Here is a 16,533-nt window from a genome sequence, read left to right on the forward strand (position 1 = left end):
ATCTAAATCGTTCCCAAATTCCCGTTGAGGCGTAAAGCCAAAACTTTCACAGAATTCATGATCTGGGTAAAGCAGGTCTCAAAGATAACATCTTTTTCCAAATCAGGATCAGGAACTTCCATTAAGTTATCTTCCGAGAAACACCCTAGAAGAAACGTTTTTTCCATCGAATCTGGATAACGCTGATTCATCATAACCAGGTGCTTAATTTCCATCACCAGAATGATATCGGCTTTTCGGACCATTGCATCACTGATCAAAACAGCACGATGAGATTTCACATTCAAACCAATCTCTTTTGCTTTCTTAATCATATTTGGATGTGCATTTCGGCCAGAAACAGTATCGAGTCCGGCAGAATCAATGAAAATTGACTCTCTGTTTCTGTCTAGGGCTTGTTCAAGATACCTTGCAGCAAACGGACTTCGGATCACATTACCTGTACAGACAAAAAGGATTTTTTTAATTTGATCTACTTTTTCAAAGAGGGTCTTGGGGTCCTTTTTTATCTTTTTCATGCGTCGAAGCTCTCTCATATAAATGATCCTCTTTTTTGCAAAAGCAACCAGGCTCCCCCAAATATTATAAATATCCTGAAAACCGGGCATAGGATCGGTAAAACTGAACGTATCAGAGCACTCCGTTGGATTCAGAAACCTAAAGGTATCTATTAAAATACGGCTATAGGTTGGGTATTTTATAATTGGATTCTCTGTTTTTTTTCTAAACAAGACGGTTTTTAACCATTCCAACTCTTTTTCGATGTTTCGACAACGTTTTTCTGTTTTATAGGTCCTGGGAAAATTCCTCCGTTGACTAACCATAAATTCATATAAATAATAGGGAAAGTCTGCTCCGGCTGCCACGGCAAGCGGTAGTGAACCCCAAAACCTTCCGTTAATTTCTAACAAATACAGGGCTCGGGTCTTGCAATCCCTTTTGAATTCAATCATGGCAATTCCACTCCAGGAAAGGCTTCTCATCAGCCTGGAAACGTATTCTTCTACCTCAGGGACAATGGGTTCACTGATGCGGTAAGAACTTGGCCCCCCGCTCAAAGGTACTTCATGGAGCCTTCGGTATTGAAAGGCTGTTTTTATCTTTCCTTCTTCTGCGAGAACAGCCATCCCAACACCTTCTCCGGTTACGTATTGCTGAATAACCACAGGATTCCATTCGAGCAAAGAAGTGGCTTTTTTTTCTAATTCTCCGAAATCAAAGGCGTAGCTAACTGAAAGATCTTTGCCAAAATCTTCGGATATCCAGGACTTTGAGCTGTCCGGTTTAATGACAACAGGAAAAGATAATTCCTCTTCAATTTTTCTCAAATCCTGAACATTTTTCAGCGTCCATGTGTACGGAACTGGAATCCCGATTGCTTTAGCGAGCTCTCCCGTTCGACTTTTGGAAAGAACGATGGCCAGTTTATCATTAGGTGCCATCGCAACGGGAACAATGGCTTCCACTTGATTCCGTATCTTCATGATAGGGCATATCGTAAGATCCGTCACAGGGATAATGAGTTCATAAGCATCTTTATGAACATGATCCAATAGTGTTTTTGTAAAACCGGATACGTCAAACAAAGGATCTGGATAAATAAAATGATCGGAGCAGTATTTGGATTTCGCTGCCAGCGATTTAGGTCTACTTGATCCAACAGACACCGGTATCCCTCTTTTGCCTAGTGAACGGACAATGGCAAGTGCGGATGGCCATTCTCCATCGAGAACCAAAACTTTTTTCTCTAAAAATGTTTTCGGCATAGGATCAGGTTGCTAAGCGAACCACTTTTCTAAAAAGGCTTCCCATCCTCTCCAATTCATAATCCAGATAATTGCTATAAATATAAAAAGATTGAACTCTTCCGGTTTCATTTGAAAACCGCTTTTTATATTCTTCACTCCCAATGGTAAAATCAAATGCATCCATTCGCTCTTGAATAGCATAATCCAACAACTCTTTTAAAAGTACCTGCCCGGGGGAATATTTTAAAAAAACCTGATTAAAAGAGGGGGTATACCAGGTTAATATTCCATTAAAATTAAATCCAAAGTGGTAAGCTAAAGGAATTCCCCCCGAACGTATCACCGAAAAAAGCAACCAGTTGTTGCTGCCAAGATTTTCCACAAGCCTTAAAAAGAAACGTCTTGATTTTTCATTTAGGAATTGACTAGGAGTACGAGAAGACTTCCAGCGTGAGATATGCTGCTCGAAAAAAGAATTCAAATGTGTCTCAATTTTAGCTGGGTCAAATAAATGGTCAACCTCATAACTCCCTTGTTTTCTGAAATGATTTTGTCTCCTCCTAAGGCTCTTCTTTCTAAGCACCCGTTTTACCTCATTGTCATAGTTATTGATCACCAGTTTGTGGGAATTAGAATACTTCACAAAAAACTTACCGCGCATGTGTCTGGAACAGGCTCCTATGAGTATCTTGCTTAAAACGGAGTTTTCAGTAATCCCTGTAAGCTTAAGACAATCCCAACGATTTCTATTTTCAAAAAGGAATTCAATCATCAAGGGAATTATATTCTCACAACTTTCGTTTGTGATAAAGTTACAATAATCCGAAGTGCCAGAACCTATGAATTCAACAATTCTTTTTCGAGCAAGGATAGTATCCTGGCAAGTAATCATCAAAGGGGCAATTCCCACAACTTCCCCATCTTCCTTTGCAACAATTACAAAAAGTTCACGGTCATCCCCAAATACCTCCCACCAGGCTTGATGCCACTCGTAGGTTTGGAAGATTGTGTTTAATCCGCTCTTTTGTGCCAATCTATTCCAAATCAATTTTTCAGGATTGATCTGATCAAACCGATTGATTAAACAAATTTCCATTTAGGGGATCAAGCTTGAATTTTTAAAGTGGTAGGATAATCCTGAAACGAGGCATTTAAATCGCGCAGGACTGATATCGGCACCGATAGAAACTCTTTTTAGTTCGAACAAATCTTCAGATCGATCATTTAGACCCGGAATGGTCGTCAATGCACAATCTACTTGGGATTTTTTCAATTGTTCTTTTACATAGTCCGTAAAGTCGATCTTCCTTCCATTGGGGTAAGCAAAAAATTGGCAACTTTTTCCGCAATGATGCTCAATCGTTTCACAAGACTCCTTGATTTCCTTCACGGCATCTGAGGGGTCCATTTGACTTAAGATATTATGGGTAGCCGTATGGGAGCCGAATTCAATCAAACCATAATTACTTAAAAATTTTATATCATCCCAAGACATCAGATCAAAATCTGAATCTCTTGAAATCGAATGAATTTTCAAATGATCGATTATTTCTTCTAAAATGAGGTCCTTTTCATGGCGTGGTAACATTTTTAAGTATTCAGCAATTTCTTGATTTGCCATTTCCTTTTCAATGGGTAAACGAAGAGAATAATATGGCAGGCCCCATTTGGTTAGATCAATCCCCTGCTTAGAAGTGTGTTTAATAGCAAGGTATAAACGATCGGGCCAACAATGGACTTGGTCTGACACACACCTTGTCGCCAAAAAAATTACCGCTGGGATATGGTACTGGCTTAATATGGGATAAGCAATCGTATAGTTATTGCGATATCCATCATCAAAAGTGACCACGGCTGTGTAATCCGGAAGGGGTTTCCCATTTCGCATTTTTTCGATTAGCTCTGAAAGTTTTAAGACCGAATAATTCTTTTTAAGATATGAAATTTGAAACCTAAATTTTTTCTCAGGAAGCTGAGTCCAACAAAAAGGCTCAAGGGACTGTCTCACAACCCCGTGATACATCAAAATTAAAATTTTTTTCCTGTTTAGCCATCTGAAGTATCGCGTCAACCCAAAAATGTCACAAAAATAAAAAAATACTTCTTTAAGGATCTTCCTCATAAAAAAATCTCATCTAAACGCAGAGCTAGTCCCACTTACTTGCTTCCATGGTCATCCACACCCCATTCAACACCACAAATCGTGTAAGACTCTCCTTCTCTCCTCCAATTTTTAATTATCTGAGACAAACGTTTGGTTAATCGATGTAGGGCCAGACGGTAGGCCGGAGATAATAGCCATTGATTTCGCATACTGTGAGAAAGACTTAGTATTTCCCCTAATGCTTGTCGAATTTCAAGAAGGCTGACAAGCGGTATATCTTGTTTTCGAATCTTCGTTCCATAGCTTGACAAAAACAGACTTTGTAAACTCCTGATGGTTCCAACCCTAACTAAGGGATTCCAACAGTAGTTATCCAAGGCATGTAACATGGTGATGACATCTCGATAAATCGGTCCTTTCCTAAAATCTGCAAAATCCAGCACCGTCACGTTACGGTCTCCAACCAGAATATTCGACGGAATAAAGTCCGAATGCATTCCAGATATGGGTATGTCATAACACACCTCTGAAGCCACCCGTTCCACGTGCTCTCTTACCTGATCGGATATCTGCCCACTAAGGAAACCCCTTTCTCGTGCATTTGTCACTTGTGCATGGATATCGATTACCGTTTCAGAATGACTGTAAGGACGCCCATTAATCCGATTGGACTCTTTCTGGAAATGGCTTAACCATCTGCCAGAAAATTGACAATACTGCTCGATTTGTGTAATTGACCTAAATCCAAAATGAAAACGGGTGCCATGTTTAAGGATATGGCTGAAGGCCTGGCCGGAGAATTCCTCAGTAACAATGGCTTGCAGATCCTCAAAACAAGCGATGGGAAAGATAACATCGAACTCCACTAATCGATGATTTTGTTCATTTAGAGCCTTGAGAACCCTATATTCTCTAGCCATTTTTTCATAACCCAGTTTCTGATCTGGGAATTGAAAGATCTTGACGAAGTAATTACGGCCAGTGCTTCCATTGCATAGGTTAACCTTCAGTACAAGGGATCGGGGCCTGCAGATGGTATTCAATCTTTCAATAGTGGGAATCGAGTCTAAACCGAATATCTCTTTGTAATTCTTCCTAATACGTTCGAATACGGCGTCAACGATTTTTTGAAAATCTTTTTTAGTCTTCCTGGTGGCTTGCTTTTCCACCTTACTCAAGGATACGCTCGATGGCATAGTCCTTTACTTTCCTTGCATGAGTAAAAATGATTATTTCACCCAGAAGACCAATAGAAAATAACTGAACTCCCAAAACGATAAGCAATACACCGAGGACTAGAATAGGTCGGTCAGCGATGGCGCCGTGTCCTAGGATCCGGTCTGCTCCCAAGTAAACAATGATCATTCCTCCAATTCCCACCAGACCCGATCCCAGCAACCCAAAGAACCGCAAGGGTTTTTTCGTGAATTTGAATAGAAAGAATAGTGTTAGGATATCCAGTAGCCTTCTGATATAGATTCCGGGTTTAAAAATCCTCCGCTTTTTATCATAGGCGCTTTGCTTTACGCAAACCTCTGCCACCCGAAATCCTCTCTCGTAACTCAATAAGGGTAGAAATCGATGGAGGTCTCCGTAAAGAGGGACTTCTTCGACAACTTTTCTCTTTATCGCTCGAAGTCCGCAACTCAGGTCATGATAGGTTCTCCCCGTCAGTAACTGGGTTAGCCGATGAAAGATCCAAGATTGTATCCGGTTGAAAAAGGAATCAATACGAGGAAATCTCCTGGAAATGGCAAGATCATAATTTTCTTGAAAAACCTTATTCAAAATTCGATCGATTTCTTCGGGTTCAACTTGAAAATAGGAGGATATTGTCATTATAACGGGTGCCCTTGAAACCTCAAAACCCACCGATAACGCTGTTGCTTCTCCAAAAGATCGACTTAAGGAAACGATTTTGATATTTTGATACGTTTTTTTCAAATCATTCAATACACCGATAACATTCAAATAGGATCCATCCACAACAAAAATAAATTCAAAGGCTTTTCCATATGCTGAAAGCTTTCGTGCGTATTGGACGTAAATTTCTCGAAGATCGTCAATCCGTTCAGTAACAGGGACCACGACCGAAATATCGATTGCAACATCCGATGTTTTTTCACTATCCAATTCTTTTATTTCCTTGTTTATCATTCTTTGTTGTTCCATATTTATCTATTGAACCACCATGGTTGGCTTAATACCCCTTTCAGGCCAATTATCCCCCATTTTCACCGAAAGTTCTCCTATAATTCCCATCGCAAAGAGATGGGCACTTAAGGATAACAGAAGAAAACTGACCGTTGATAAAATCAACCAACCGTCGATTTGTTCACCCAGAAACATGCCCATTCCTAAAAAGACTGCGATGAAGGCTAAAAGGGTGAAGGGTACGCTTAAGAAACCAAACCAAAGCGCCGGACGAGAAGAAAAACTTATAATCATTTTTACGGTAATAATATCGAGAACCACCCTCCAGGTTCTCCCAATCCCATATTTGCTCTTTCCAAAATGTCGTGGATGGTGATTGACCACAATCTCTGAAATTCTCGCTCCGGTTAGTGTCGACATGGCAGGGATAAATCGGTGCATCTCATTATAAAGCGTTACATTTTTAATCACAGAACCGCGGAAAGCTTTTAAGGAACAGCCATTATCATGGATTTTTACTCCCGTTACGCTACTAATAATCCAATTGGCAATCATTGAGGGTAATAAGCGGCTCCAAAATTTATCCTGCCGCCTTTTCCGCCAACCGCAGACGACGTCATATCCTTCTTCAATCTTATCCAGGAGCCGGGGAATATCAGAGGGGTCGTTCTGGAGATCTCCATCCATACTCACAATGATCTTTCCCCGCGCCAATTCGAACCCTGCTGCCATGGCAGAGGTTTGCCCGTAATTCTTTCTGAACTTGATGATCCGAATCCTTTGATCTTTAAGCTGCATTTCGGTTAGCAATCTAAATGTCTTATCCTGGCTTCCATCATCGATAAATACGATTTCATATTGGAGGGCTAACCCATCACAAATATTTTTTATGGAAGAATACAACTCTAAAATCGATTCCTCTTCATTCATTACTGGAATCACAATTGAAAGGTCTATTTTCCAATCAAGGTCCGATGCCGTTTTTTCAAGTTTTTGAAACCGCATATTTTCTAAGATCTTATTTGGTTTAGGTAGATACAGTCCGGAATCTTTGGATAATAATACCAAGAAACGTACCGATTCCGTTATTGATCACGTCCATCAGCGATGAAATTCTAACCAACGAGTAATACTGGAGGTACTCCATGCAAAGGGAAAAAAAAACCCCTAAAATTAAAACCGACACCATTTTAATCCCTGAATCATTATTTGCAAATACCGTTGCAGCATAAGCCAAATAACCCAATGGAATAAAGAGAACAATATTGATAAGTATATCCGTTAACTGCTTCCATGAGAGGTTAAAGTTTTGGAAAGGATGCATAAGGAATACCTGATTGGTAATCTCTGGTCCGGTAAGAATTTGAGTTTGAATGAACGGTTTCACCCCACTCTTATCCATGATGACCTCTCCCTTTCTTTGATCAAACAAATATAACGTAGTAATTCCATCCATGACTCGACCTGAAGGACCATTTCCGGGAATTCCTTTTAAAGATTCTGCACGATAATTTTGAACCACCTCTTGTTCTGATAAGGCTCGATTGTATAGAGCGACTAAAAATATCTTTCCGACCCATGGGCGATTGCCTGTCCCTTCATTCCCAATCAATAAAGGGAAAGTCGGATTCCAATTGGAGAAATCACCACTCAGGGCAGTCGATGAATCACGAAGCTGCCCATCCACATAAATTTTTTCTTTAAAAAAGTCATATGTAACGGCAATATGCTGAGGATGATTGGAATCCAATACATCTTCCACTCTCCATTCGGGATTTTTCCCATTGAGATTCGTCTTTGTTGTTCTTAATCTAACAATAAGATCTCTTCCTTCCTGGCCTATGGTAAAATTTCTTCTAACCTTATTAGCGGAATAGCTTATAATTCGAGCGGGTCCTTTTTGATTTAAATGCTTGGTCGTTATCCAAAACTCTAAGGTTATCCCCGAACCTGTCTTCATTGCGTTATATAACTTCTCCGCGGATGAGGAGGATCTAATCCCTGCCGTCCCTCTAATTTCCATCCCTCTTGACTGCTCAAGCCATTGAATCTCACTTTTCAAGATGGGAAGGTGGAGATCAAAAGGGGATAATAATAAAACAAAAAGTACAACAAGGTATAAAGTTGAGAGTGTGAAATACTTGACTCGTTGTTCTCTCATCTCGTTTGGTTAGTTTTTTTCATGCTGAGTCAACACAATTAATCCCCTCTTTCCAGGTCTCCTTTATTTCATAACGCGAACTGTTTTTTTGAGTTCCTGAAGTGTAATATTTGCACTCCGCTCCCAATTAAAAAAGGTCGACCGATCCAAACTTTTTTTCCTTAACCCTATCCTGAAATCTTCGTTGGTTAACACGTTAACCATTTTTTGCGAAAAATCCTCTGGTTTTTTTGGATCTGCAAGGACTGCGGCACCTCCACCAATCTCCGGACAAGCCCCGGTCTTTGATGCAATAACAGGACAACCACAGCTCATGGCTTCGACCATTGCCATTGCATAACTTTCATAAAAAGATGGAATAACAAATAGACTGGCAAGATTATAAAGTTTAGGAATTTCTTTGTGAGGGACAAACCCAATAAAATGAACCCCTTCTAGCTCATCCCGGGTCCAACCCGTATGGAGAAGATATTCTTTCACATTTCGACCTGCGATTACGAGCTTGTGGGGATATTCATGACGCGATAGAAGGTATGCTCGGATAATTGTCTCAACATTCTTTCCTCCATAATAGGTTGGATTTTCATTTCCCACATGATCCACTCGAGTAACCCCAAGGATAAATCTTTCCGGAAGCTGATATTTTTCTCGAAAAGATTCAAGCAAGCCTGGTTCATGGATCGGCCGAAAATATTCCCGCGGAGCAGGATATGTAACAACTGCTTTATTGAACGATAATCCTATATATTTTCGATTCTCCTCAATTATAAAATTGGAGATTGCAAACAAGACAGATGCTTTTCGACAATACAAGGGGAGCATTGTTTTAATATAGGCAATGTCCCACCATTCATAATGCTCAGGCCACGCCCACCAGGCGGGCTCATGAATTCCCATTGCCACAGGACAATGACTGATTAGGGGGACACTAAATTTTTCGTTATATATAATATCGGCTCCTTCCCTCCACGCCCGATAGGGAACGGCAATCTGATCCCAGAGGAACTTTTGGGGAGCATGAACAAGAATTTCCTTAGTATTTCGATAGGAAGAAAAGCGCCCAAACCACTTTGAGGACCTATATAAAAGCAGGTAAGTGTTCTCCTGGTCTATTTCCAACATATTCTCGATTAGGCCTTCTATAATTGCCCGGTGTCCACTATCTTGATCCATTGCACGCATCATTATCGCTATTTTCATTGAATAACCATTTTCAACTAAATCCACCTACTGTGTTTCAGGATAGTATGCGGAATGACGAGCCTTAACGTTAGGCCTCTTTAAGAGAAGACTAAAAAAAGTTTTTGGCAAGGCTTGATTTTGCCCTGATACGATTAGATTTTTGTTGGGTTTTCTTCTCAGGTTCATCTTTTTAATTTGATGCATGCTGGACTTTAACAATTCAATTGGGAGGTAGATAAAGGCCAATAGCTTTTTATTAAAGGCAATAGATGAAAACTCATACCCATATTCTCTCATGAGAAAACCAGTTAATTTTTGAATGATGAATATCTTTGACCGTGACAATACTTTTTCCCCCTTCCGGATAGATTGGGTGTTTACCCTTTTTAAAGTTCCCTTTTTCCAAGGTTCATTTTTAAAATAATTAGTAGATGTCTTATAGAATTCCAACATGGTTTCGGAATATTCCTCTCCCACAAACCTGCATAATCTTTCCATCTCCTCTTTAGGGTGTTGAGTTAAATCCTCATACCGAACTTCAATATAGGATTCTTCTCTATTGGAAAAATGATTACCCAAAACAATATCACTTGCCCAAGAAAGAGCATGTATAATGATATCCTTTGAGGCATCTGGCATTTTCAAACTGGAGGCCACAACATCCCTGGGGTCCCGGATAATATGAATAACCTTGGCATTAGGAAATATTCTAAAAAGTTGATCAATATGCCTCACATTCCCTGGTGTTTTTTCCCCAAACCTGGTTGCCCCCTTTATTTTTGCGTACTCCTCGAGAAGAATCCTATAGAATCCCTCATAAGTTCTCGACTTGATCACTAGCATTCTATCTTTAACCCCCGAAAGAATTTCCTCAATACCCGGCAAAAACTGGAACGCTCGAATTCTTCTCACAAAAGAAAAAAATTTTTCCAAATCTTCATCCCTACTCATTGAAGGTATGAATCGCTTGATTTGCAAAATTTGGTCAAAATAATGAATCTCCCCAAAAATAGCAATTTTGGGATGGGCATTGATTATGAGCTGCAACATGGTTGTGCCTGACCTTGCGGCTCCTACGACAAAAATTGGAAAACAGTCTTGAAAGCCTTCTTGAATATTTTTATTATTATTCATTGATAAGGAAAATCTTTTAATTTCTAAAAAAGAATCCTGATTTAAAGCATGGTGGTTTCTCATTACAAGCAGGGTAAGAAAACGCTACACGTTCTCTTCCGTAACCTGTCGAGGAGGACGAAAACTGCCGCTCCCAAGGACGTAGGCCAACCACCAAGGAATCCAGGATAATATTTGGACCACCCGACCGATAAGCGTAATGGCAAGGGCTTCTGCGGGAGGAACTCCAACCATTGACATGAATACCATAAAAGTAGCATCAAAGACCCCTAGCCCATTGATGGCAATCGGAATCCTTGTAATCAAAAGAGTTAAAGGTACAATTCCAGCAATATAAACAAGACCGATGTCAACACCAATCGCCTTGGCAATTAGCCACGCATGAAGGATTGGAAGAAACTGCTCGCCAAATGTTAGTGAAGAAAATTTAAAAAGGGTTGTTTTATCATTTTGATATTCCCGATAGATCATGTGAAACTTGGTAATCTTTTTTAAGAGCCACGATTCCCTGAAGGACCCCAAAATTCTCTCCCTAATAAAATCAAAAACGGTTTGGCTAAAAGACATCGCAAAACCAAAGGTTGATAATAGAAGAAATAATCCTCCCACCCACCATACCGACTGGAATCGATCATCAAGAGCCCCTGATATCGTAAGAATCGAAAACCCTATCAAGCCGACCAAGAGTGCAGAGAGAAAACCGATCATCCGTTCAATAATAATTGAAGCAATAACCTCATTGGATTTTAATCCAATTCGTGTCGTGCTATAAGCTCTAATTGCATCTGCACCCACTGTGGCAGGAAGAAAAATACCCCAAACCATCGATGCGCAATAAATATTCATTCCCTTAACGAAAGGAAGAAAAATACCCCTTCCCTTTAATAACAATTTCCACTTAAAAGTCATAATGGCTCGATCAATCGTATTCACCCCGAATACCAATAAAAGGTAGATTGGATTGGGTGTCATAATCATCCGCCCGAGTTCGCTTACTCCCCCTAATTTCCATAGGATTAACACGAACAAAGTAATTGTTACCGCAGCTTTTAAAAATAATTTCATCCTTTAATTACTAAAACCCTCCAATAAAACCAATATAAATGTCTAGGCTGGTCCACGAAATTTTAGGAGATGCTCTCCGAGTCTTAATGCCAGTGCTGCAATGGTTAAAGTTGGATTTGCCGCCCCGACGGTTACAAATACACTACTCCCCACAATAAACAGATTTTTAACATCATGGGCTCTAAGGTTTTTATCAACAACGCTGGTCCTCGGGTCATTTCCCATCCTACAGGTCCCACTGTGGTGCCCCCCGTATCCAAGCCGGTGTACTTCCTGTTTTTCAGCCCCTAATGCCTCAAACATACTCTTTGTAATTTTATCAACCTTTTTAAAGGTTTCCCGCTCATAGTCGGAAATTGAATAAAAAATCTTCGGACAGGGGTTCCCAAAAAAATCCTTCTTTTCATAATCCAGCTCCACACGGTTCTTCTCTGAAGGCAACGGTTCAACCATTGACCCAAATCCAAAGTACTTTCCAAATTCTTGCTTCAACTCATTTTTTATTTCTCTTTCAAGGTCCAATCCCCAATGCCCCCCGTATCGAATAATATCTTTTGCAATATTCCTCGGTCTTGGTCCACTATCGATTCCAGCAATCGTAAAAGCCGCCTCATGATCCCTGGTAGGTTTCTCATAAAACTGCTGTGTGCCAACGGTGTAAAAGCCCTTCCGAAAGGGATAGAATTGCGCTTTGACCCGCCCCTGTTGATAGCGACCGGTATGATCCATGAAGTACCTTCCCACTTTTCCGCTGGAATTCGAAAAACCATCCGGAAAATCAAGAGATTTAGAAAGCAAGAGCAACCGCGGCGATTCAACTCCGTGAGCAGCCAAAATATAAATCCCGGCAATACACTGATGTTCCTTTTTATCCGGGGTTGCGAAGACAACCCTTTTTACCCCGCCCGATCCATTACTTTCAAAACGAACCACATTGGCATTGGGAACCACGTTAACCTTTCCGGTTTGTTCAGCCAACTCAATATGAATATCTCCGCTATACCGCGCTCGAATAGGGCATGCACTGCAAACGGAATACGTCATACAAGCAGGTCGCCCGCGATAATTAACTGAGGTTCTCGCCTGAGGAATGGTCCGGAATTGAATCCCCAAAGCCTTACAAGCTTTGGTCCACTCTTTCTCCGCATATCCAGCAGGAAAACCCGGAAGAGGATACGGTTTTGAGCGAGGAGGCCCAAATGGATTATCATCATCTCCGGAAACTCCTAATTCTTCCTCGGCCTGACAATAATAAGGTTCAAGATCTTCGTACGTAATGGGCCAGTCCTCTGCGATGCCGTACCTCGATCTCATTTCAAAATCACTCTCATGAAGTCGAGTCGCATACCCTTGCCAATGCAGCGTACTCCCCCCTACGGCCTTAACCCTGTATTTATTTAGAGGATACTCTACTTCACCACCATTGGTATAAATATCCCTTTCCGGAATATCTGATCGCCATGGGTTATCCCCGTTGAGGAAACGGTCCATATAATGATGACGGTCGGCAACATCATGCCGCGGCCCTGCCTCCAATACGATTACTTTTATACCAGCTAAGCCCAATTTATAAGCTACAAGGGCACCGGCGATCCCACCACCAATAATACACACATCGTAGGAATTGTAATTCAAGTTCTTAATCATCTTTTTTCAAAAACTCTATTTCCAGCTTAGGCTCCCAGGTCCCACATATTCCCGGGGATTCCCTGGAACACCCGGGTAATTGGTGTATCCAGCCAATTTCCACCCCGCTTCTCCGGAATAAAAACGAACCAGAAGATCCCGCACTACAAAATCACGAAAATGGCGTTCAGGTTTGGATAGAAACAAACGTTCAACATTCGATTTAATCTTCCCGAAAAGATTGGAAAGATCTTTTTGCCTTCCTCCTTCATATTTCCACAAAATGGATTCCAAAACCACACTTCTTTCCCTTAGCGAAATATTCGCAAAGCCTAATTTTCCCCTCCGCAACTTTGTCAATTGATCCAACATATTAAGCCCAGATTGATACTCCTTTAACAAACCTTTCTTTTGTTCGGTCGCATCATTGACCAGTTTGACCATATTTTCCTGGCTAATCCACAACCTTTGGGGAACCAGTACTTCAAGTAAGGCCAACATGGTCCTCATATCCTGATCAGACAATCGGCCGGGAGGGTGGTTTCGATTCAAGTTGGGGTTAATGGCCTTCTTCACATATCGCAATGCAGGATAAGAAAAAATACCTATAAGGGTCAGCACACCCGCCGTAACCATGAAAATCCGTCTGCTCATTATTTTTTCTTTGATTGAAGGGCGAGAATTCATCTTGCTCTCTCTCATCTGAAAAAATTTAATTTCCGTTCATCATGGAATTTACTGACCTCATTATAAAGGAGCATATTTTCTGATTTCTTAAATTTCAGCCTCAATCTTTTCATGGTTTCGAGCTGATTGAATCAGCTCTTCCGAGAGGTCCTGGACGGAGGTATGTTCGATAAAAATCCGGTACCATACCTCACTATTCAGGAGAAGCCAAAGTCGATTTCCATGGTCTTTATTTCCAATCAGATGTTCCCCCAAAAAGCTATTAATCGAAGGTTGGTGGAATATACCGTTCTTGGCCATATGTGAATTTTCAAGGAATTTTTTGAACAAGAATGGATATTCATTTTTTAACATGTAGGGAAGCGCTGAGGAAAAACCTTGCTTAGGGCGATTCAGAAGGGGCTCTGGCAAATACCGTTTAGCGAGCTGCATCTGGATATATCTAAGAGAGCGTCCCCTCACCTTAAGTCTTATGGGAAGCCTTGCAGCGAATTCTGCAATTTCGTGATCCATAAAAGGACTTCTTGCCTCCAGTCCATGCGCCATTGTCATTCGATCCAAAATCATCACCGAGTGGTCTGGAAGCCGAATTTGGCTATCTGCAGAAAGCATCCGATCTAGAATATCAGAGTCTGGGGCCCGATCAAAAGCCTCTCTGATGGCAAAACCGGGGTCAAATGGAAAGTTATTGATCTCTTTTACCGAACCATAAAGGTCATTGAGCTGCACGCGATCAAAATAAAAATAACCAAGGCTTTTCGCATAGCGTGTCCCACCTTCCAAAAAGGATAGTTTGTGCAACCATTTAAGCTGGTGCCCAAGGCTTTTATACCAATTTCCATCGGAAATGTATGGGAGGAGTTTTCCAATTATATTTTTTCGAATCATACTGGGAATTTGAGCATAATAACCGGCAAATCGATTTCCATAATAACGGTCATAACCTCCAAAAAGTTCATCCCCCCCATCGCCCCCAAGAACCACCTTCACATGCTCTCGCGCCATTTTAGCGATTAGGTCCGTACACACAGATAAAGAATCAGATGGCTCATCTAATTGCCATACCAGGCGTGGAAGACTTTTCACCAGGGAAGGAATCATAACTTTTTCATGATGTCGAGTGCCATACTGATTGGCAACCAATTTGGCAAGAGGGGCCTCGTCAAACGAACCAAAAGGAAGACTGACCGAAAATGTTTCAATAGGTTCGGAGGTCACATGTTTCATCACCATCGCAACAATTAGGGTTGAGTCTAATCCCCCGCTTAAAAAAGCCCCTACAGGTACATCGCTCACCATGTGATATTTTAAACACTTGATCATTCTTTCCTCAAGATCGTCCACTAAATCGTCATCAGAACCCGATAATTTAGGTTCATACTCTAAATCCCAGTAGCGTTCGATCTTTAATCCAGTTTCCTCTTCAAAGGTTAGGAAGTGAGCTGGGGGAAGTTTTCGAATGGAACGAAACATAGAACGGGGGGGAGCTATAATACGTAAACTAAGATACTGGTCAAGGGAGCCAAGATCCATTTCGGCCAAAGAACGATCGACCGCGAGAAGAGCCTTTATTTCTGAGGCAAAGAGAAATTCCTCTTCCCGTTGGACATAAAAAAAGGGTTTTTGGCCCAATCTATCACGGGCAGCAAATAATCTCTTTGATTGATTATCCCAAATTACAAATGCAAACATCCCTCGAAGATATTTAACACATCGCTCCCCATACTCTTCATATAAATGCAAAATAGTTTCGGTATCAGTATCCGTATGAAATCGATGGCCCCTTCCAATCAGATCCGATCGAAGATCACGATAGTTATAGATTTCGCCATTAAAGACAATCCATTTTGTTCGGTCTTCATTCGAAATAGGTTGTTTTCCGGTATGGAGGTCAATAATGCTTAATCGACGGTGTCCGAGACCTACTTCGTTATTCATATAAAAACCTATATCATCTGGTCCCCGGTGGGAGAGGGATTGGGCCATTATTTTAATTTCGCTCTGATTGACCTCACCTTGAAAGCTCACCTTTCCACAAATCCCGCACATCAGTTACCACCTCCTTTTACAGCAACTCTTTTCTCAAATTTTGTATAGCAGGATTTCAAAAAATGAGACAAAAAGATTAAGGAGAAAATCACAACGAGTTCAATCCCAATGGCAAGTAGGTTGTAGGGTTGAAGGATCGTTGCAATCCATTCATGGGTTCCCACAGAAGTAGAATGGGCATGACTGACGCCTAATAAAATTTGGAATGGAGCCTGATAAGTCTCTCCACTGATAGGCCAAAATAGGGGAATTCCGTAAGGCGGCCGTTTATCCGGACCAAACATGTCTAAAAGGAGATGCGAAGCGTATGCAAATGATAGTATCCATCCGGATGGGATGATCAACTTTGTCTTTTTAAGATTGATAACCATTGATATCAAGAATCCAGAGGTTAAAGCGAAGATCAGGCTATGCGAAATCCCCTGATGGTAAAGCGCTGGTTTCCCTTGAATAATCCCAGGAATGAAATCCAAATCGGGAGCAACTGCAAGGAAAAGGCATAGGGATAAAAATAAGGGTCTGTTAAAAAACTGGTTTCCAGATGCTATCTTATAAATGAGGTAACCTGCCAAGGCATGTCCAATAGGCGTTGCCATTTTTCACCCATTATAAAACATCGAAAA

The 16,533-nt window shown here is 41.0% G+C and carries 14 protein-coding genes; all 14 read right to left on the reverse strand.

Annotated elements, in window-relative coordinates:
* Nucleotides 1–2: 2 nt before the first annotated feature.
* On the reverse strand, nt 3–1,766 hold the full coding sequence (locus VGB26_06195; protein ID HEX9757375.1) for an ATP-grasp domain-containing protein: 1,764 nt from the start codon (nt 1,764–1,766) through the stop codon (nt 3–5).
* 4 nt (nt 1,767–1,770) lie between these two features.
* Entirely contained in the window at nt 1,771–2,844 is a 1,074-nt protein-coding gene (locus tag VGB26_06200; protein ID HEX9757376.1) for a GNAT family N-acetyltransferase, read from the reverse strand.
* Nucleotides 2,845–3,636: a polysaccharide deacetylase family protein gene (locus VGB26_06205; GenBank protein ID HEX9757377.1), complete on the reverse strand. Its 792-nt coding sequence runs from the start codon at nt 3,634–3,636 to the stop codon at nt 2,845–2,847. It abuts the gene before it with no gap.
* A gap of 269 nt (nt 3,637–3,905) precedes the next feature.
* The gene (locus VGB26_06210; protein ID HEX9757378.1) at nt 3,906–5,048 is read right to left on the reverse strand and encodes a phosphotransferase; all 1,143 of its coding nucleotides are present in this window, start codon (nt 5,046–5,048) and stop codon (nt 3,906–3,908) included.
* On the reverse strand, nt 5,023–6,024 hold the full coding sequence (locus tag VGB26_06215; protein ID HEX9757379.1) for a glycosyltransferase: 1,002 nt from the start codon (nt 6,022–6,024) through the stop codon (nt 5,023–5,025). The genes VGB26_06210 and VGB26_06215 overlap by 26 nt, the downstream gene beginning before the upstream one ends.
* 6 nt (nt 6,025–6,030) lie before the next feature.
* Nucleotides 6,031–7,011 carry a glycosyltransferase family 2 protein gene (locus VGB26_06220; GenBank protein ID HEX9757380.1) on the reverse strand — a complete coding sequence of 327 codons (981 nt, stop codon included), beginning with the start codon at nt 7,009–7,011 and terminating at the stop codon, nt 6,031–6,033.
* A 22-nt stretch (nt 7,012–7,033) separates the two neighbouring features.
* Nucleotides 7,034–8,167 carry a LamG-like jellyroll fold domain-containing protein gene (locus VGB26_06225; GenBank protein HEX9757381.1) on the reverse strand — a complete coding sequence of 378 codons (1,134 nt, stop codon included), beginning with the start codon at nt 8,165–8,167 and terminating at the stop codon, nt 7,034–7,036.
* Between the two features lie 63 nt (nt 8,168–8,230).
* On the reverse strand, nt 8,231–9,367 hold the full coding sequence (locus VGB26_06230) for a glycosyltransferase family 1 protein (protein HEX9757382.1): 1,137 nt from the start codon (nt 9,365–9,367) through the stop codon (nt 8,231–8,233).
* A 27-nt stretch (nt 9,368–9,394) separates the two neighbouring features.
* Entirely contained in the window at nt 9,395–10,483 is a 1,089-nt protein-coding gene (locus VGB26_06235) for a sulfotransferase (protein HEX9757383.1), read from the reverse strand.
* An 84-nt stretch (nt 10,484–10,567) separates the two neighbouring features.
* Nucleotides 10,568–11,548, reverse strand: coding sequence for a lysylphosphatidylglycerol synthase transmembrane domain-containing protein (locus VGB26_06240; protein HEX9757384.1), 981 nt, complete (start codon nt 11,546–11,548; stop codon nt 10,568–10,570).
* Between the two features lie 42 nt (nt 11,549–11,590).
* Nucleotides 11,591–13,195 (reverse strand): GMC family oxidoreductase, encoded by a 1,605-nt coding sequence (locus VGB26_06245; GenBank protein ID HEX9757385.1) that lies wholly within the window; start codon nt 13,193–13,195, stop codon nt 11,591–11,593.
* 15 nt (nt 13,196–13,210) lie between these two features.
* Nucleotides 13,211–13,828 carry a hypothetical protein gene (locus VGB26_06250; GenBank protein ID HEX9757386.1) on the reverse strand — a complete coding sequence of 206 codons (618 nt, stop codon included), beginning with the start codon at nt 13,826–13,828 and terminating at the stop codon, nt 13,211–13,213.
* 120 nt (nt 13,829–13,948) lie between these two features.
* On the reverse strand, nt 13,949–15,910 hold the full coding sequence (gene asnB / locus VGB26_06255; GenBank protein ID HEX9757387.1) for an asparagine synthase (glutamine-hydrolyzing): 1,962 nt from the start codon (nt 15,908–15,910) through the stop codon (nt 13,949–13,951).
* Nucleotides 15,910–16,506 carry a metal-dependent hydrolase gene (locus tag VGB26_06260; GenBank protein HEX9757388.1) on the reverse strand — a complete coding sequence of 199 codons (597 nt, stop codon included), beginning with the start codon at nt 16,504–16,506 and terminating at the stop codon, nt 15,910–15,912. Before VGB26_06260 ends, asnB begins: the two co-directional genes overlap by 1 nt.
* Nucleotides 16,507–16,533: the final 27 nt, after the last annotated feature.

This window comes from Nitrospiria bacterium, from assembly GCA_036397255.1.
Taxonomy (GTDB): domain Bacteria; phylum Nitrospirota; class Nitrospiria; order DASWJH01; family DASWJH01; genus DASWJH01.